Genomic DNA, 16572 nt, shown 5'->3' with positions numbered 1-16572 from the left:
CCTGCACCGCACTCCAGTGTGCTGGGTGCGGGTTTGGCATATTACTGCGGCGGCCGGGGCGAACGGTCACGGCGGTGGGCCGCGGCGGACCGGCGGATCAGGCCCTGCGCAGCAGCACCCGCGCCCGTGCCGCCAGCCCCCGGGGGCGGGGTGCCGGGCCCGCGCGGTGCAGCCACCACTCCCGCAGTTCACGCCGGGTCTCCGGGTCCTGCGGGCGGCCCGGCTTCAGCAGGTGCCCCGCGAAGTCCAGCGCGTCCCGGCGGTAGCCGCCGCTCATCGGCAGGCTCCGGGCGTACTCGAGGAACGCCTGCCGGTATCCGTCCCCGAGGATCATCGGCAGCTCGGGCGCCACCCTCGCCACCACGTCCGCCCGCTTGGCGGCCAGGGCCCGCGCCTGCACGCCCATCCGCGCCCGGTCGAACCCCTCCGGCACCGGCGTCCCGGCCACCAGCGAGGACAGCACCGCGGCCTGCGCGACACCGAGCCGCTGCCGCACCTCGGACCTGGCCGGAGCCGGGGCGCCCACGCCCTGATCACCGGCGGCGCCCGGATCACCGGCGGCGCCCGGATCACCGGCGGCGCCCGGCTTCCCCGTACCCGCCAGGCGCGCCGCCCCTGCCGTCACGGCGGCCCGGACGGCGCCCAACTCCCGCTCCAGCTCGGCAGGCTCGGGGAAGTTGTCGTCCCGTTCCAGCAGCACCCCGGGCGGCGCGACGCGGGACGCGAGGCCGGTCAGGATGTCGAGCACCGGACGCGGCACGGGATGCGCGTGGCTGTCGTGCCAGACGCCGTCATGCTTGAACCCGCCCGCGACATGCACGTACGCGATGGCCTCCACCGGCAGTCCGGCGAGCGCCGCCGCCGGGTCCTCGCCCCGGTTGACGTGGTTGGTGTGCAGGTTGGCCACGTCGATGAGCAGCCGTACGCCGGTGCGTTCGACCAGTTCGGACAGGAACTGTCCCTCGGTCAGCTCCTCGCCCGGCCAGGAGAACAGCGCGGCGATGTTCTCCAGGGCCAGCGGCACCGGCAGGGCGTCCTGTGCGATCCGTACGTTGTCGCACAGCACGTCGAGCGCGTCCCGGGTGCGCGGTACGGGCAGCAGATGGCCCGCCTCCAGACGCGGGGACGCGGTGAGCGCGCCGCCCGCCCGCACGAACGCGATGTGCTCGGTGACCAGGGGCGCGCCGAGCGCCGCCACCCGCTCGGCGAGCGCCGTCAGCCGCCCCGGGTCGGGCCGCTCGGCCCCGCCGAGGCCGAGGGAGACGCCGTGCGGGATCACGGTCACACCCCGCTCGCGCAGCCGCAGCAGCGACTGCGGGAGGTGGCCGGGGCAGACGTTCTCCGCCACGACCTCGACCCAGTCGATGCCCGGCATGGCCTCCACGGCGTCCGCGATCTCCGGCCGCCAGCCGATCCCCGTCCCCAGTCGCAGCATGCCCGCACCCCCTCCTCCGAATGACGGGGGTATGGCCCCACCGGACGGCCCCGAACCCCGACCGGCCCGCGTTCAGAGCAACATTTGAGGTTCCCGGCTGCTACCGGCGCAGCGCGGGATGGTCGGCTACGACCGTGCAGGAACCGGGGGCGATCTCCGTGAAACCCGCGTCGCGGACCAGCGGGAGGCCGCCGGCGGTCAGCCCGGGCCAGTCGCCGGAGGCGGCGGTGCGTACGGACAGGGGGAAGCCCTCGTCGCGCCAGGTGTCACGGGCCTCGGGGGACAGGGCCCACCAGGCGAGCTGGGCGCCGTGGCCGGCCTGGGCCATCGCCTTGCCCGCCGACATCTCAAGGTCCGGGTTGAGCCACAGCACGGGCCGGGCGCGTTCGGCGCCGGCCGGCGGCTCCGGATCGTCCAGCTCGGTTCCCGACACCTGGAGTTTCGCCAGGTCCTTGGGCCAGCCGTCCAGCGGGACCGGCGGGAAGACCCGTACCTCCGCGGACTTGCCGGTCACCGTGATCCCGGGCAGCGCCTCGGCCCGCCGCCACTCGGCGCCCCGGGCCCGCCGCACGACCTTGCGGATCCGGGCGTCCTCCCAGTTCCGCACGGCCTCCGCCCACTCGCCGTCCCCGACGGCCCGGTCGTCGCCGAGCATCAGGAGCACGGCGCGGGCGGCGGTCTCCAGCGCGTCGGTACGGGCGGGCGGAGCGCTCTTCTCGATCCGTACGACGAGCGGCAGCACGAACTGCGGCGCCTCGTCACGCGGGTTGCGCTCGGCCTGGAAGGGACTGTCACCGGGGACGGCTGGGGCATGACTCACAAGGGCCCAGCTTACGAGCCGCCCGCCCGGGGCCCACGCCCGGGCCCGGCGCACCGCCCGCCGCTCAGCCCGAGCAGGCGGTGCGCTGGGCCTCCTGCCACTCGCAGGGCGGGCACAGGGTGATGCCCTTGTACGACTCCGGGTACTCCGTGGGCTCCCGGCAGAGCACGCACTCCGCATAGGGCGGCCCCTCGGCCTTCGGTGGCCTGGTGGTGTCGACGATCATGCAGTACGTCTCGTCGTCGTTCTCGGTCATGCCTTCAGCGTAGGACGGTCACCGGTGTCCGCTCGTCTCCCCGATCAGCTCGGAGACCTTCACGAACCGGTAGCCCTGCCGGCGCAGCTCCGGGACGACCGCGCGGACCACGCGCTCGGTCGTGGGGGCGGCGCTGCGGGTGCAGTGCATGACGACCACCGAGCCCGGCTTGACGCCGTCCAGGACCTGCTGGACGACCGCGTCGGCGTCCGTGGCGAACGCGTCGCCGCTCACCACGTCCCACTGCACCGCGGTGACCCCGGTAGCGCTGAGCGCGCGCAGCGCCTGGCGGTCGTAACAGCCACCCGGGAAGCGGAAGTAGGGCAGCGGGTCCGGCACACCCGCCGTGCGCAGGGAGGCGTACGCCCGTTCGACGTCCTTGCGCATGCCGGCCGAGCCGACCGTCGGCAGGCCGTAGCAGTCGCCGGTGAACGCGTAATGGCTGTAGGAGTGGTTGGCGACCTCGAACTGCGGGTCGTGGCCGAGGGAACGGGCCTGGGCCGGGTACTGCTCGGCCCACCTGCCGGTCATGAAGACGGTCGCCGGGACCTTCAGCAGGCGCAGGGTGCCGATGAGGTCCGGGTTGTCGAAGTGCTCGCCGGAGGCGGCGCGGGGCCCCTGGTCGGCGGTCATGTCGGCGTCGAAGGTCAGCGCGACGGTCTTGCCGAGAGTGCGCGGGCCGTGCTCGAAGACCGGGGTGAGGCCGCCCGGGCCCGGGGTGAGGGTCGGGGGCCGCGAGGCGGACGGGGAGGCGGAGGTGGCCGGGTTGGCGTGGGCCGGGCGGGCGGGCCCGGGGCTGCCCGCGGTACCGCAGGCAGCGAGGGCCGCGCCGAGGGCGCAGAGGGCGGTGAGACGGCGTACGGATGCAATCACCGTATGAAAATAGGACTTAATGAGCCGTTATCGGTTGGTGTGACATTTGACGCGGCGGTGGTGTCACCCGCGCGGCGGGAGCCCCCTCACAGGTCCCGGTGTTCCAGCGGCCGCACCGCCGGGCCCTGGATCACCCGGCCGTCGACGTCGAAGCGCGAGCCGTGGCAGGGGCACTCCCAGGCCTGCTCGGCCCCGTTGAAGGCGACCAGGCAGCCGAGGTGGGTGCAGCGGGCCGAGAGCGCGTGCAGGGCGCCCTCCTCGTCACGGCGCACGGCCAGGTGCTTGCCGCCGACGCGGACCACCGCGCCCTCGCCCGGCGCCAGGTCGTGCGGGGAGGCCGGTGAGCGCAGCCGGTCGCCGACGAAGTGCCGGGCCACCTCGGCCTGGGTCTTCAGCAGCGACGGCGCCTCCCGCAGCACCGACTTCACCCGCCGCGGGTCGTACAGGTCGCGCCACGGGCGGTCCTCACCGGTGATCAGCGCCGTCAGCAGCAGCCCGGCCATGATGCCGCCGCTCAGCCCCCAGCCGCCGAAGCCGGTGGCGACGTAGGTGTGGCGGGCGCCGGGATGGAAGGGGCCGACCATCGGCACGGTGTCGGTGGAGTCGTTGTCCTGCGTGGCCCAGGCGTACTCCAGGGCCACCCCTGGGAAGTGCTTCTCGGCCCACTCGGCGAGCCGGCCGAAGCCCGCCCCCGGGTCGCCGGTGCCCGGGGTGAAGTGCTCGCCGGTGACGACGAGCAGCCGCTGCCCGTCCTCCCCGTACGGCGCGGTGCGCACCGAGCGGGTGTTCTCCTCGGGCGTGATGTACATGCCCCCCGGGTCGGGCCCGTCGCCGAGCGGCCCGGCGACCACCAGTTCCCGGCGGGAGGAGAGGCGGGAGAAGAGCAGCGCACGGTCGAAGACCGGGTAGTGGGTGGCGATCACGACGTCCCGCGCGGTCACCGTCCGGCCCGACCCGGTGGTCAGCCGGCAGGGCTCGCCGCCCTCCGCGAGGCCGACGACCCGGGTGTTCTCGTAGACCTGTCCGCCGCGCGCGAGCAGGTCGGCCGTGACGGCCCGCAGGTACTTCAGCGGATGGAACTGCGCCTGCCCCGTGACCCGCACCGCGCCCGCCACAGGGAACGGCAGCCCGGTCTCCGTGGTGAACGAGGCGTCAAGACCCGCCTCCCGCGCGGCCTCCGCCTCCGCCCGCACCTCGGCCACCCGCTCGCCGTCCCGGACGAAGGTGTACGCGTCCCGGGGCTCCCACTCGCAGTCGATGCCCAGCCCGGTCACCAGCGCGGCCGCGTGCTCGATCGCCTCCGACTGGGAGCGGGCGTACAGCCGCGCCCCCTCGGGCCCGCGGGTGCGCCGCAGCCGGTCGTAGACCAGGGTGTGCTGCGCGGTCAGCTTGGCGGTCGTGTGCCCGGTGACCCCGGCCGCCACCCGGCCGGCCTCCAGCACCGCCACCCGCAGCCCGGCCCGGGCCAGTTCGTGGGCGCTGCTCAGCCCGGCCATGCCCGCGCCCACGACGGCCACGTCGACGTCGATGTCGTCCGTCAGGGCGGGGTGGGACGGCCCGGGGGCGGTCCGCAGCCAGTACGAGTCGGTGACCTCTCGCATCTCGCGCATGGCCACCGGGTACCCAGCCCGGCCCGCCCCACGTCCTCCCCCGCGGTCACACGGCCTCGGTCGTCCCGCTCACGGCTCCGGCGGCCGGGCCCGGATCGCCCCGCTCACGTCTCCTCCGGCTGTCGCGGGGGCTGACGTTGTCCCGCGTCACCGTTGGGGGTGGGCAGTTGCCCGAGCTGGTGGCCCCTCTCCAGGAAGTGCAGCAGCTCCACCGGGATGGGCAGTACCAGGGTGGAGTTCTTCTCGGCCGCCACCGCCATCACCGTCTGCAGCAGCCGTAGCTGGAGCGCGGCCGGGGTGTCGGACATCTGCTCCGCGGCCTCGGCGAGCTTCTTGGAGGCCTGCAGTTCGGCGTCCGCGTTGATGATCCGGGCCCGGCGCTCCCGGTCGGCCTCGGCCTGACGGGCCATCGACCGCTTCATCGTGTCCGGCAGGGACACGTCCTTGATCTCCACCCGGTCGACCTGGACGCCCCAGCCGACGGCCGGGCTGTCGATCATCAGCTCCAGACCCTGGTTGAGCTTCTCCCGGTTGGAGAGCAGGTCGTCCAGGTCGCTCTTGCCGATGATCGAGCGCAGCGAGGTCTGCGCCATCTGGGACACCGCGAACTTGTAGTCCTCGACCTTCACCAGCGCGCTCGACGCGTCGACCACCCGGAAGTACACGACGGCGTCCACCCGCACGGTGACGTTGTCACGGGTGATGCCCTCCTGGCCGGGGACCGGCATGGTCACGATCTGCATGTTGACCTTGTGCAGCCGGTCCACGAACGGGATGACCAGCGTCAGGCCGGGATCACGTACGTCATCCATGACCCGCCCGAGCCGGAAGAGCACACCCCGCTCGTACTGCTTGATCACACGCGCCGCCATCACGAAGTAGACGGCACCGACGGATGCGGCGGCCGCGGCCGCCCCCAGCAGCTCCTGGAGCATGATGACCTCCTCATCGAGAGGCCTGCCTTTTGTCCCCTGCTGCAACCATATGCCCGCGTTCGGGGGGAAGCCATGGGCCGGACGGCCGGGGTCCGGACCGGGGCGCCGAGGGGCGTCGGCGCCCCGGTCCGGGGACGGTGGCCGCGGCCTCAGGCCGCCGGCGCCCCGGCAGCTTCGCCCGGCGCGGACCGCGCGGCCGGGACGGCCGGCGCGGTGACCCGGACCGGCTCGGTACCGGCCGCGCTGTGCCGTTCGGCCCAGTTCTCCAGGGCCTTGCGGCAGGCGTGGTCCAGGTGGTGCAGGCCGGACAGGTCCAGCCGCACCGGACGGTCCTGGGGCAGCGACTCCATGCTGTCGAGGATCTTCGGCAGCCGCAGGAAGGTCGCGTTGCCCGACAGGTACGCCTCGACCGGGCCCGCGCCCTTGTCGACGACCTCCAGCCTGAGGTGCGAGGCCTCCCAGGCCGTCTTGACGACCGCCAGGGCGAGTCCGATGAGCACGCCCTCGAACATGCTGACCGCCACGATCGACACCGCGGTGACGCCCAGGACCAGCGCCTCGCCCCGGTGCTCGCGCCACAGCGCGGCCAGCGCCCGGACCGGCACCAGTTTGGCGCCGGCGTGGATCAGGACGCCGGCGAGGGCCGGGATCGGGATGAGGGCGAGCACGCCCGGCAGCAGAGCGGCGAACAGCAGCAGCCACACACCGTGCAGCACCCGGGACGCCTTGGTGCGGGCGCCCGCCTGGACATTGGCCGCGCTGCGCACGATCACCGCGGTCATCGGCAACGCGCCGAGCAGCCCGCACACCGTGTTGCCGGCGCCCTGCGCGATCAGCTCCTTGTCGTACGCGGTGCGCGGCCCGTCGTGCAGCCGGTCCACGGCCGCCGCGCTGAACAGCGACTCGGCGGACGCGATCAGGGTGAACGCAACGATCGTGCCGAGCAGCCCCGGACCGGTCAGTTCGGCGAACGTGCTCAGCGGCGGCGGCTGCACCGAGCCCAGCAGCCCCTTCACCTCGACGGTCGCCACCGGCAGGCTCAGCACGGCCGCGGCCGCCGTGGCCAGGCCGACCGCGGCGAGCGGACCGGGCACCGTACGCACCCTGGCCGGCGCGAGCCGCCACAGCGCCAGGACCGCGACGGTGCCCGCGCACAGGGCGAGCGAGGCGAGCGCCGGTCCGCCGCCGAGGGCGTCCAGGAACGCCCGGGGCAGCCCGGCCATCTTGCCCAGGCCCGAGTCGGGGGCCTTGGCCGCCATGGCCGGATACAGCTGGCCGGCTATCAGGACCAGCCCGATTCCGGCCAGCATGCCCTCGACCACGGAGACCGAGATGGCCCGGAAGTACCGGCCGAGCCTGAGCGCGCCCATGAGCACCTGGAGCAGACCGGTGGCGAGCACGATCACGCCGAGTGCCGGCAGTCCGAACTCCTTGACCGCCTCGAAGACGAGCACGGTCAGTCCGGCGGCCGGCCCCGACACCTGCAGGCTGCTGCCGCGCATCAGCCCGGTGACGAGACCGCCCACGATTCCGGTGACGAGTCCCAGCTCGGCCGGTGCCCCGGAGGCGACGGCCACGCCCACGCACAGCGGCAGCGCGACCAGGAAGACGACGAGGGAGGCGGCGAAGTCCTGCCGCAGATGGGGGAAGCGGGATATGAGCGTCAAGTTCGTCATGGGCGCGCTCACAGGGCTTCGAAGGCGTCGGTCTGCGGGCGGTGCGTCCGTACGGCGCCGGTGTGCACCTCGTAGTACCAGGCGTGCAGGCCGATCCGGCCCTCCGCCAGCCTCCGCTCGACGCACGGGTACGAACGCAGCCGGAGCAGCTGGGTGAGGACATGGCTCTGGACGCCCTCGGCGACCTCCGGGTCCTCGGCGGCACCGGCCGGACGCGCGGCGGCGTGCGCCAGCCAGTCGCGCACGGCGGGTACGGCGGTCAGGTCGTCGCCGCGCACCAGCGCGCCGACGGCACCGCAGTGCGAGTGGCCGCAGACGACGATGTCGCGGACGCCGAGCACCTCGACGGCGTACTCGATGGTGGCGGCCTCACCGGTGGGCCGCTCCGAGGCGTAGGGCGGGACGATGTTGCCCGCGGTGCGCAGCTCGAACAGCTCGCCGGGGCGGGCGCCCGTGATCAGGGCCGGGACGACCCGGGAATCGGAGCAGGTGATGAACAGGACCTGCGGGGACTGGCCTTCGGCGAGCTCGGCGAACTCCTCAGGGCGCTGTCCGAACGTACGGGCGTTGTCGATGAGGGGCTGCATGCGTGTGGACTCCTCCTGGCGCGCCGCACCGGCGCGTCGGGCTTGCACGACGGTCGTGGGGGGACGAGCCGGGCTCTCAGCGGCGGAAGACCTGAAGTGCCGCCGGGGAGTGGGCTCTGGAGGATCTCGTGGCGCGGTGGTGCGGGGCACCGGCCGGGGCCGGTGACCGCGGGGCGGCCGTCTGCCGGGATATGAGCGGGTGTTCCCGCGCGCACCCGGCGGCGGGCGCGCGGTGCCGCTCCCGGGTGTGCGGGGTGCCGGTGGGTTCCTTCGGGCGGCCCGGCTCGCGGAAGGGGTCCGCCTGCTCGGCCGATCGCTGCGCGGAGGACGTCATTCCGGTCCAGGCCTTGGCCTCTGCCTCACCGCCGGTGTGCGCGGCTGCGAAGGTTCCCGCGGATGTGAAGAACTGAAGCGCGAGGAGAGTGGCGGTGAGGAAGGTGAGCGTGGTCGGGGCCGTCCTACCTCGGAACATGCGCCCCCCTCCGGAAGTTCACGCACTCTTGCGCGCACCAAACATTGGTCAATTAATGGTCAAGAAACACGTTAACCCCGCAAAGTCCTTTGCAGGGTCAACTGGGGGTTGAGCGCGCGAGAGAGCGTGAAAAGTGCGGGTCGGGTGGCGTGAACCGGCTCTTGACCCGCCGGGGCCCGATCGAATATCGGGCCGCCCGCGAGGCGACGGGCTACGAGGCGACGAGGCCCTTGGCGTCCCGGGCCAGCGCGGTGAGCCGGGATATCGCGCGGAAGTACTTCTTGCGATAGCCGCCGTTCAGCATCTCCTCGCTGAACAGCCGGTCGAAGGGCAGCCCCGAGGCCAGCACCGGAACCTCACGGTCGTACAGCCGGTCCGCCAGCACCACCAGCCGCAGCGCCGTCGACTGGTCCGGCACCGGCGTCACATCGGTGAGGCACACCGCGCTCAGTCCGTCCGTCAGCGCGCCGTACCGGCTCGGGTGCACCTTCGCCAGGTGCTCCAGCAGATGCGGGAAGTCGTCCAGCGAGGCGCCCGCGGTGGCGTAGGCGGCCTTCGTCACCTGCTCGTCGGTGAACGGCGCCGGGGCCTCGGGCAGACCCCGGTGACGGTAGTCCTCGCCGTCGATCCGCAGGGCGTGGAAGTGGGCGGAAAGGCCCTGGATCTCGCGCAGGAAGTCGGCGGCGGCGAACCGGCCCTCGCCGAGCTTGCCGGGCAGCGTGTTGGAGGTGGCGGCGAGCGCCACGCCCGCCTCGACCAGCCTGCCGAGCAGCGTGGAGACCAGCACGGTGTCGCCCGGGTCGTCCAGCTCGAACTCGTCGATGCACAGCAGCCGGTGGTTGCTGAGCGTCCGCACCGTCTGCTGGAAGCCGAGGGCGCCGACCAGGTTGGTCAGCTCCACGAAGGTGCCGAACGCCTTGAGCGCGGGCTCGGCGGGGGTGGCGTGCCACAGGGAGGCGAGCAGATGGGTCTTGCCGACGCCGTAGCCGCCGTCCAGGTAGACCCCGCGGGGGCCCGCCGGGGTCCTGGGTGCCTTGGCCCGGCCGAAACCGAACAAGCCCCGCTTGCCGGCACCCGTGGCGTGCGCGCCGCCGAGCCCGGCCGCGAAGCCCTCCAGTACCCGCACGGCCTCGGTCTGGCTGGGCTGGTTCGGGTCCGGGAGGTAGGTGGCGAAGCGCACCGAGTCGAAGCGCGGCGGCGGCACCATCTCGGCGACCAGCCGGTCCGCGGGGACGTGCGGCTCGCGGGCGGCGAGGGACAGCGGGCCCGCATCGGTCAGGGGGCCGGAACCATGGGCTGTGGTGGAGGACGACACGGTTACCCATGCTAAGCGCCGTGTCACACTGCACGACATGCGACGCCTGTTCCCTGTGACCGACGAAACACCAGACCGGGCCCGGGAGTGGAGCCTCGCCGAGCTGGCCGCCGCCTACGCCTACCCGGAGCCCGCCGCCGGCGCCCCGCGGGCGTGGCTAAGGGCCAACATGGTCTCCACCCTCGACGGCGCCGCCCAGCACGAGGGGCACTCCCAGCCCATCTCCAGCGCGGCCGACATGCGCGTCTTCGGCACCCTGCGCGCGCTCGCGGACGTGATCGTGGTCGGCGCGGAGACGGTACGGCAGGAGGGCTACCGGCCCGCACGCGCGCGTGCCGAGTTCGCGGCGGCCCGGCAGGCCGCGGGCCAGGGGCCGGCCCCGGCGATCGCCGTCGTCACCGCCGGCCTGGAGCTGGACTTCTCCCTGCCGCTGTTCACCTCGCCCCTGGTGCCGACCCTGATCCTGACCGGCGCCGCCGCGGCCCCGGACCGGGTCGCCGCCGCGGAGAAGGCCGGCGCCCGGGTGGTCGTCGCGGGTGAGGGCATGGGCGTCGACCCCGCCCGCGCGGTGAGCGCCCTCGCCGGCCTCGGGTACACCCGGCTGCTCACCGAGGGCGGCCCCAGGCTGCTCGGCCAGATGGTGGCCGCCGGGGTGCTGGACGAGTTGTGCCTGACCGTCGCGCCGATGCTCACCGCCGGGGACGCGCAGCGCATCGCCGGGGGACCGTCCGTCACCGTCCCGAGCCGCTTCGGCCTGGTGTCCCTGCTGGAGGAAGAGGGGTTCCTGTTCAGCCGGTACAGCCGGTCCTGAGACGAACGCACCGTTCCGTTCCGCTTCGCGACGGGCAGACTGGGGCTGTCCGGTGTGATCCACCGGACAGCCCCTAAGTCCGGTCTACCCGTGCGATCACGGGGCAGGATGGTTTCCGCAGGGCCCTGCCGGGCCCACGGGAGGAGAGAGGCGCCGGGTGTTCACTAGCGTTCTGATGATCGAGAAGGCCTTGTCGTCGGTCGACGTGGAGTTCGTCACCACCCTGCACGGGGACGAGCCGGTCTCGTTCCACGTGCTTCTCCAGCCGCGCGGTGACCAGGACCGCCTGCTGCGGGCCATCGACGACATCGCGCTCGGCGAACTGGACGACGCCGTCCGCGAGGGCAGGACGCCGGAGGGCGAGGCGGCGAAGGAACCCGCCGAGAAGGCGCTGGCGATCTCCCTGCGGGCGCTGCGTGCCGCGGGCAGCGAGGCGGTGGGGCGGCTCGTCGAGGACCATCCGCTGGACGCGCTCAAGACCCTCGTCGGCGAGGTGGGCGCGGACGAGGTGATCGTGCTGACCGCTCCGCACTACGTGGAGGAGTTCTTCCACCGGGACTGGGCCTCGCGGGCCCGGCACAAGGTGGGCGTGCCGGTGCTGAAGCTCTTCGCGCACGGCGAGGACTGACACGGCGGCGGCCGGGTGCGCCGTGCCCGTTGCGAGGGAGGCCGGGCGCGAGCGCATAGGCTAGACACGCTCAGCCCGTACCGGATCTTGGGAGAAACGCGCATGGCACCCGGACTTCCTGCCGCCATGGACCGACCGCACTTCATCGGCATCGGGGGCGCCGGGATGTCGGGGATCGCCAAGATCCTCGCCCAGCGCGGCGCCGAGGTGGCCGGCAGCGACGCCAAGGAGTCGGCGACCGCCGAGGCGCTGCGGGCCCTCGGCGCGACCGTGCACATCGGGCACGCCGCCGGGCACCTCGCCGACGACGCGAGCTGTGTCGTGGTGTCGTCCGCGATCCGTGAGGACAACCCGGAGCTGGTGCGCGCCGCCGAGCTGGGCATCCCGGTGGTGCACCGCTCCGACGCGCTCGCCGCGCTGATGGAGGGGCTGCGGCCGATCGCCGTGGCCGGTACCCACGGCAAGACCACCACCACGTCCATGCTGGCCGTCTCCCTCACCGAGCTGGGCCTGCGGCCGTCGTACGCCATCGGCGGCGATCTGGACGCCCCCGGCTCCAACGCGCTGCACGGCGAGGGCGACATCTTCGTCGCCGAGGCCGACGAATCGGACCGCAGCTTCCACAAGTACGCGCCCGAGGTTGCCATCGTCCTCAACGTGGAACTGGACCACCACGCCAACTACGCCTCGATGGACGAGATCTACGAGTCCTTCGAGACCTTCGCCGGCCGCATCGTGCCCGGCGGCACACTGGTGATCTCCGCCGACCACGAGGGCGCCCGCGAACTCACCCGGCGGCTGGCCGGCGCGGTGCGGTGCGTGACCTACGGCGAGGCCGAGGACGCGGACGTGCGGGTGCTCCGCATCGTCCCGCAGGGGCTGCGGAGCCAGGTGACCGTGGTGCTCGACGGGCAGGAGCTGACCTTCACCGTCTCCGTCCCCGGCCGGCACTACGCCCTCAACGCCGTCGCCGCGCTCACCGCGGCGGCCGCGCTCGGCGTCCCGGCCGCCGGTCTCGCGTCCGCGCTCGCCGCGTACACCGGCGTCAAGCGGCGCCTGCAGCTCAAGGGCGAGGCGGCCGGGGCACAGGTGATCGACTCCTACGCCCACCACCCGACGGAGATGACCGCCGACCTGGAGGCCATGCGCGCCGCCGCCGGCGACGCGCGCATCCTGGTCGTCTTCCAGCCGCACCTGTTCTCCCGCACCCAGGAGCTGGGCAAGGAGATGGGCCAGTCGCTGGCGCTCGCCGACGCCTCGGTCGTGCTGGACATCTACCCGGCCCGTGAGGACCCGATCCCCGGGGTGACCAGCGAGCTGATCATCGAGGCCGCGCGCGCGGCCGGCGCCGACGTCACCGCCGTCCACGACAAGGCGGAGATCCCCGCGGTGATCGCGGGAATGGCGAAGCCCGGTGATCTCGTTCTCACCATGGGCGCGGGCGATGTGACCGACCTGGGCCCGAAGATCCTGGACCGCCTGTCGCAGCAGTGAAGGGGCTGAGGCTCATGTCGTACAGCGTCGAGAAGCCGGACGAGCAGTGGCGGGCGGAGTTGACCCCGGCCGAGTACGCCGTGCTGCGCCAGGCCGGCACCGAGCCGGCCTTCACCGGTGAGTACACCGACACCAAGACCCAGGGCGTCTACTCCTGCCGTGCCTGCGGCGCCGAACTGTTCACCTCGGACACCAAGTTCGCGTCGCACTGCGGCTGGCCGTCCTTCTACGACCCCAAGGACACCGACGCCGTCGAGCTGATCGAGGACCGCTCCCACGGCATGGTCCGCACCGAGGTGCGCTGCGCCCGCTGCGGCTCCCACCTCGGCCATGTCTTCGAGGGCGAGGGGTATCCGACGCCGACCGACCAGCGGTACTGCATCAACAGCGTCTCGCTGCGGCTCGCGCCGGACGAGAGCTGACCGACCCGGCCCGGGCTGACCGATCCAGGCCCGGGCCGATGGACGTGCCCGGGCCGACAGGCACCGTGCCCGGGCCGCAGGTCAACGGCGCCCGCCGGAACTCACCCGCTGTGACCGGAGGCCGACCGGGTGCGGCCGACTCCGCTACCCTGCTGGCAATACCCTGCCGAGGAGGGTGAGTTGACGGGGAGCACAGCGGCTGTCCGGCCGGGTGGTGGCCGGGCGGGCGGAAGGGATCTGCGGGGCAGGGCCTTTCCGGCGCTCACCACCGGTACGCCGCACGAGAGGCTGGAGTCGGTCCGGTCGCTGTGTGCCTGGGCCGAGCAGGAGGCCGAGGACGCCATCGAGTGGTACCTGCGGGACAAGCGCCTCAAGCGGCTCGGCTCCCGCGCCATCCGCGGTCTGATGATCGTCCTCGCGACGACCGGCACCGTGATCCCGCTCGCCGGCACGGCCACCGGCGCGGACATCCAGAGCTGGGGCTATGTCTTCCTGGCCGCCGCCGCGGGCTGCAAGGGCTTCGACTACTTCTTCGGCCTGTCCACGGCCTGGATGCGGGACATGACGGCGGCGCAGGCGCTGCGCGGCGAGCTGAACGAGTTCCGTCTGGCCTGGTCGGCCGAGCTGCTGCGGGACCTGACCGGTGTGCCGGAACAGACCCTGGTCGACCGCAGGATGCGGCTGATCGGTGATCTGGCCGGCAAGCTCCGCACCCACCTGGAGTCCGAGACCGCCGACTGGACCGCCGAGTTCCGCGCCGGGCTCCAGCAGTTCCAGGACCAGGCCGCCGCGCTGCCCGCGCCGCGCGAGGCCGGCGCCGAACGCTGACCGCCCGCTGTCATCGTAGTCGACCCGGGACCTCATGGCGCCGGCCAGGGCGTCGACGACGGACTGGACACCATCCTGTCGGGACTGGACGCCCGGCACGCGGAGGACGACGTCGCCGTCCTCGCGGCCCGGCCGCCCACCCGGCGAACCGCCGTACGGAATGCGGGCGTCGGACTGACCGCGGGGCCCGGCGAGGATGGCCATATGTCGTGCTCCCGACGGGCGGCCATCTTCCGCAACCCGATCGATTGAGCAACCATGAAAGGGGACGGGTGTGCTGTCGTCAAAAGGGGGACGAGCCGTGGATCTGTCGGCACCCGATGTCGAGACCGAGTTGGTGGATCTCTCGGAAGTGCCGTTGGCGGCAGTCGGCTCCCTGGCGTCCGCGGGTCTGACCACGGAAGCCCGGCGCCTGCTCGAACTCGTCGACGATCCGCCGACGCTGGGCGACGCGTCGAACGCCAACTGCAGTGAAGCTCCCATGTCCTGAACCGGTCCATGGTGAGGAGAGCCATGTTGGACGGAGGACCCCCCTCCCGTGACGGAGAGAACGGGTCCGGTCCGGGCCCGCACCCCGGCGGGGCACGGCATCGGCTGAAGTCGGGGCACTTCCTGCGACTCGCTCAGGGCGGTGGCGGCCGGGACGCCGTCGCCGCCCTTCGCTCGGCCCAGCGCAGCCGCCGGCTGGTGCTGCTGCGGGTGCTGGTGGAGGCGGTGGACGAGCACGGCCCGGAACCCGGGACGCTGCCCCCGGCCCAGACGGCCTGGGACCTGCTGGCCAGGGCCGAAACGGCCGACCCGGCGGCCGTGGAGGCCGTCCTGCTCCACCCGAGCGTGGGCAGCTGGCTGGCGCGCACCCTGCGGGGCCTGCGCGCCGGCGCCGGCCAGGGGCGACCGGGGACGGCACTGCGGGACGCCGGGCACCTGCACTCCCTCGCCGCGGCGGCGGCCCTCGGCGCCGGGGTGCCCTTCCGTACCCCCGTCCCGCTGACGGACAACGCCGTGGTGCTCCCGTCCCTGGGCTGTACGAGGTTCGACCGTCTCCCCGCCGAACCCGTCGCCGAGGTCTACCGGGACGCCGGGGGCGCCGGTGTGCGCTGCTCCTCGGGCACCGTCCCCCTACCTGGCGACCTCACCCGGGACGCCCCCGGCTGGTGGGCGCTGCGGCGCCTGTGGTCGCCCGGCGCCGGGCCGCGCGGCGCGCCGCTGCTGGACGACCTGGACCCGTGGCGGCACTTCCTGCGCCGACTGCCCGTCGAACGGCTCGACGACGCCGAGGCGGCTCACTGGCAGAGCCTCTTCGAGGCCGCCTGGCCGCTGGTCGCCGGGCAGCGCCGCATCGATCCCGAGGGGATCGCGGCCTGTCTGCTCGCCATCACCCCCCTGCCCGACCGCAGCCCCGCCGACGTCTTCAGCGGCAGCGACCCCGAGGCGTACGGGGGTGTGCTGATGACGAAACCGGCCACACCGGTCGAGCTGGCCGTGGCCCTGGTCCACGAGGCGCAGCACAGCAAACTCAGCGCGCTGATGGACATGACCACGCTGCTGCGCGGCGGCCTGGAGGAGACCCACTACGCGCCCTGGCGCGCCGACCCCAGACCGCTGCGCGGGATGCTGCACGGGGTGTACGCGTTCCTCGGCGTGGCCGCCTTCTGGCAGACCGTCCGCGAACGGACCGGCCTCACGGACACCGAACGCGCGGCGGCCGACCTGGAGTTCGCGCTGCGCAGGGGACAGGTCGAGGAGGGGCTGCGCACCCTCTGGGCCGAGGCGGACCTCACCGAGGTCGGTGAACACTTCCTGCGCGGCGTCGAAGGATCCCTCACCGCCCTGCTGAAGGAACCCGTACCCGCGGCGGCGGCCTCGGCCGCTCAGGAGGCCCGCGACGACCACCGGATCGTCTTCCGGCTCTCCCAACTGCACTGCGACGCGGCGCACATCGATGCCTGGGCCGACACGGTCGCCGACGGCGCGCCGCCACCGCGCCGCCTCCCCGGAGCCCGCCCCCGTACGGCACCGGTCGCGGCGGAGATCCGGACCCGGCTGGTACGCATCCGCGTCCGTGACCCGGAGCGCTTCGCGCGGCTGCGCGCGGACCCGGCGGCCGTCGGGGCCTCGGACACGGACCACGCCTGGGCCGCCGGCGACCGCGGTCCGGCCCTGACCGGCTACCGTCGGCTGGTCGCCGAGCACCCCGGCGACCCGGTCGCCTGGGCCGGCCTGGCCCTCAGCGTTCCCGTTGGCCCGTCCCGGGAGGCCCTGCTGCACCGCCCCGAACTGGTGGCCGCCGTACACCGCGAACTCCTGCGCCGCGGCCGCCCCGAGACCCCGGAGACGGTCGCCGCCCGCATCGCGCGAGCGGCGGACCTCACCGGCCCGCCCGCCTGACCGGACGGGCCGGCACGACCCC

17 protein-coding genes are annotated in these 16572 nt (G+C 73.6%); 7 read left to right on the top strand and 10 right to left on the bottom strand.

Annotated features, from left to right (window positions below):
* Nucleotides 1-97 precede the first annotated feature (97 nt).
* The 10 genes from ACFVVO_RS05240 to zapE all read right to left on the bottom strand — a co-directional run bounded on the left by ACFVVO_RS05240 (nt 98) and on the right by zapE (nt 9979).
* Nucleotides 98-1435: a DUF692 domain-containing protein gene (locus ACFVVO_RS05240; protein ID WP_390051880.1), complete on the bottom strand. Its 1338-nt coding sequence runs from the start codon at nt 1433-1435 to the stop codon at nt 98-100.
* 100 nt (nt 1436-1535) lie between these two features.
* Nucleotides 1536-2255, bottom strand: a complete 720-nt coding sequence (locus ACFVVO_RS05235; protein ID WP_390051879.1) for an aminoacyl-tRNA hydrolase — start codon at nt 2253-2255, stop codon at nt 1536-1538.
* Between the two features lie 64 nt (nt 2256-2319).
* On the bottom strand, nt 2320-2511 hold the full coding sequence (locus ACFVVO_RS05230) for a hypothetical protein (protein ID WP_390051878.1): 192 nt from the start codon (nt 2509-2511) through the stop codon (nt 2320-2322).
* Nucleotides 2512-2529: 18 nt separating this feature from the next.
* Complete coding sequence (locus ACFVVO_RS05225; RefSeq protein ID WP_390051876.1) at nt 2530-3384, bottom strand: polysaccharide deacetylase family protein; 855 nt, start codon at nt 3382-3384, stop codon at nt 2530-2532.
* Between the two features lie 86 nt (nt 3385-3470).
* A complete protein-coding gene (locus tag ACFVVO_RS05220) occupies nt 3471-4994 on the bottom strand; it encodes an FAD-dependent oxidoreductase (protein ID WP_390051875.1) in 1524 nt (507 codons plus the stop codon).
* Nucleotides 4995-5098: 104 nt separating this feature from the next.
* The gene (locus tag ACFVVO_RS05215; protein ID WP_390051874.1) at nt 5099-5929 is read right to left on the bottom strand and encodes a slipin family protein; all 831 of its coding nucleotides are present in this window, start codon (nt 5927-5929) and stop codon (nt 5099-5101) included.
* Nucleotides 5930-6078: 149 nt separating this feature from the next.
* The gene (locus tag ACFVVO_RS05210) at nt 6079-7605 is read right to left on the bottom strand and encodes a SulP family inorganic anion transporter (protein ID WP_390051873.1); all 1527 of its coding nucleotides are present in this window, start codon (nt 7603-7605) and stop codon (nt 6079-6081) included.
* 8 nt (nt 7606-7613) lie between these two features.
* On the bottom strand, nt 7614-8192 hold the full coding sequence (locus ACFVVO_RS05205) for a carbonic anhydrase (protein WP_390051872.1): 579 nt from the start codon (nt 8190-8192) through the stop codon (nt 7614-7616).
* A 76-nt stretch (nt 8193-8268) separates the two neighbouring features.
* A complete protein-coding gene (locus tag ACFVVO_RS05200) occupies nt 8269-8664 on the bottom strand; it encodes a hypothetical protein (RefSeq protein ID WP_390051871.1) in 396 nt (131 codons plus the stop codon).
* 211 nt (nt 8665-8875) lie between these two features.
* A complete protein-coding gene (gene zapE, locus ACFVVO_RS05195; RefSeq protein WP_390051870.1) occupies nt 8876-9979 on the bottom strand; it encodes a cell division protein ZapE in 1104 nt (367 codons plus the stop codon).
* Nucleotides 9980-10016: 37 nt separating this feature from the next.
* Between zapE and ACFVVO_RS05190 the strand changes: the two genes are divergently transcribed.
* The 7 genes from ACFVVO_RS05190 (at nt 10017) to ACFVVO_RS05160 (ending at nt 16550) form a co-directional block, all read left to right on the top strand.
* A complete protein-coding gene (locus ACFVVO_RS05190; RefSeq protein WP_390051869.1) occupies nt 10017-10790 on the top strand; it encodes a pyrimidine reductase family protein in 774 nt (257 codons plus the stop codon).
* 157 nt (nt 10791-10947) lie between these two features.
* A complete protein-coding gene (locus ACFVVO_RS05185; RefSeq protein ID WP_390051868.1) occupies nt 10948-11418 on the top strand; it encodes an indole-3-glycerol phosphate synthase in 471 nt (156 codons plus the stop codon).
* A 102-nt stretch (nt 11419-11520) separates the two neighbouring features.
* Entirely contained in the window at nt 11521-12912 is a 1392-nt protein-coding gene (murC, locus tag ACFVVO_RS05180; protein ID WP_390051867.1) for a UDP-N-acetylmuramate--L-alanine ligase, read from the top strand.
* A gap of 14 nt (nt 12913-12926) precedes the next feature.
* A complete protein-coding gene (gene msrB, locus ACFVVO_RS05175; RefSeq protein WP_390051866.1) occupies nt 12927-13334 on the top strand; it encodes a peptide-methionine (R)-S-oxide reductase MsrB in 408 nt (135 codons plus the stop codon).
* 180 nt (nt 13335-13514) lie between these two features.
* Nucleotides 13515-14162 (top strand): SLATT domain-containing protein, encoded by a 648-nt coding sequence (locus ACFVVO_RS05170; protein WP_390051865.1) that lies wholly within the window; start codon nt 13515-13517, stop codon nt 14160-14162.
* Nucleotides 14163-14463: 301 nt separating this feature from the next.
* Entirely contained in the window at nt 14464-14652 is a 189-nt protein-coding gene (locus ACFVVO_RS05165; RefSeq protein WP_390051864.1) for a hypothetical protein, read from the top strand.
* Between the two features lie 23 nt (nt 14653-14675).
* Complete coding sequence (locus ACFVVO_RS05160; protein ID WP_390051863.1) at nt 14676-16550, top strand: HEXXH motif domain-containing protein; 1875 nt, start codon at nt 14676-14678, stop codon at nt 16548-16550.
* Nucleotides 16551-16572: the final 22 nt, after the last annotated feature.

The organism is Streptomyces sp. NPDC058145, assembly GCF_042884245.1.
GTDB lineage: Bacteria > Actinomycetota > Actinomycetes > Streptomycetales > Streptomycetaceae > Streptomyces.
Note: the sequence above shows the minus strand (reverse complement) of the source record. Positions and strands in the feature narration are given on the sequence as shown.

Excerpts from the sequence above, each read along its gene's own strand:
- ACFVVO_RS05215 (WP_390051874.1), bottom strand. The coding sequence starts at position 5,929 with ATGCTCCAGGAGCTGCTGGGGGCGGCCGCGGCCGCCGCATCCGTCGGT.
- ACFVVO_RS05205 (WP_390051872.1), bottom strand. The coding sequence starts at position 8,192 with ATGCAGCCCCTCATCGACAACGCCCGTACGTTCGGACAGCGCCCTGAG.
- ACFVVO_RS05220 (WP_390051875.1), bottom strand. The coding sequence starts at position 4,994 with ATGCGCGAGATGCGAGAGGTCACCGACTCGTACTGGCTGCGGACCGCC.
- msrB (WP_390051866.1), top strand. The coding sequence starts at position 12,927 with ATGTCGTACAGCGTCGAGAAGCCGGACGAGCAGTGGCGGGCGGAGTTG.
- ACFVVO_RS05200 (WP_390051871.1), bottom strand. The coding sequence starts at position 8,664 with ATGTTCCGAGGTAGGACGGCCCCGACCACGCTCACCTTCCTCACCGCC.
- ACFVVO_RS05160 (WP_390051863.1), top strand. The coding sequence starts at position 14,676 with ATGTTGGACGGAGGACCCCCCTCCCGTGACGGAGAGAACGGGTCCGGT.
- ACFVVO_RS05210 (WP_390051873.1), bottom strand. The coding sequence starts at position 7,605 with ATGACGAACTTGACGCTCATATCCCGCTTCCCCCATCTGCGGCAGGAC.
- ACFVVO_RS05190 (WP_390051869.1), top strand. The coding sequence starts at position 10,017 with ATGCGACGCCTGTTCCCTGTGACCGACGAAACACCAGACCGGGCCCGG.
- ACFVVO_RS05240 (WP_390051880.1), bottom strand. The coding sequence starts at position 1,435 with ATGCTGCGACTGGGGACGGGGATCGGCTGGCGGCCGGAGATCGCGGAC.
- ACFVVO_RS05230 (WP_390051878.1), bottom strand. The coding sequence starts at position 2,511 with ATGACCGAGAACGACGACGAGACGTACTGCATGATCGTCGACACCACC.
- murC (WP_390051867.1), top strand. The coding sequence starts at position 11,521 with ATGGCACCCGGACTTCCTGCCGCCATGGACCGACCGCACTTCATCGGC.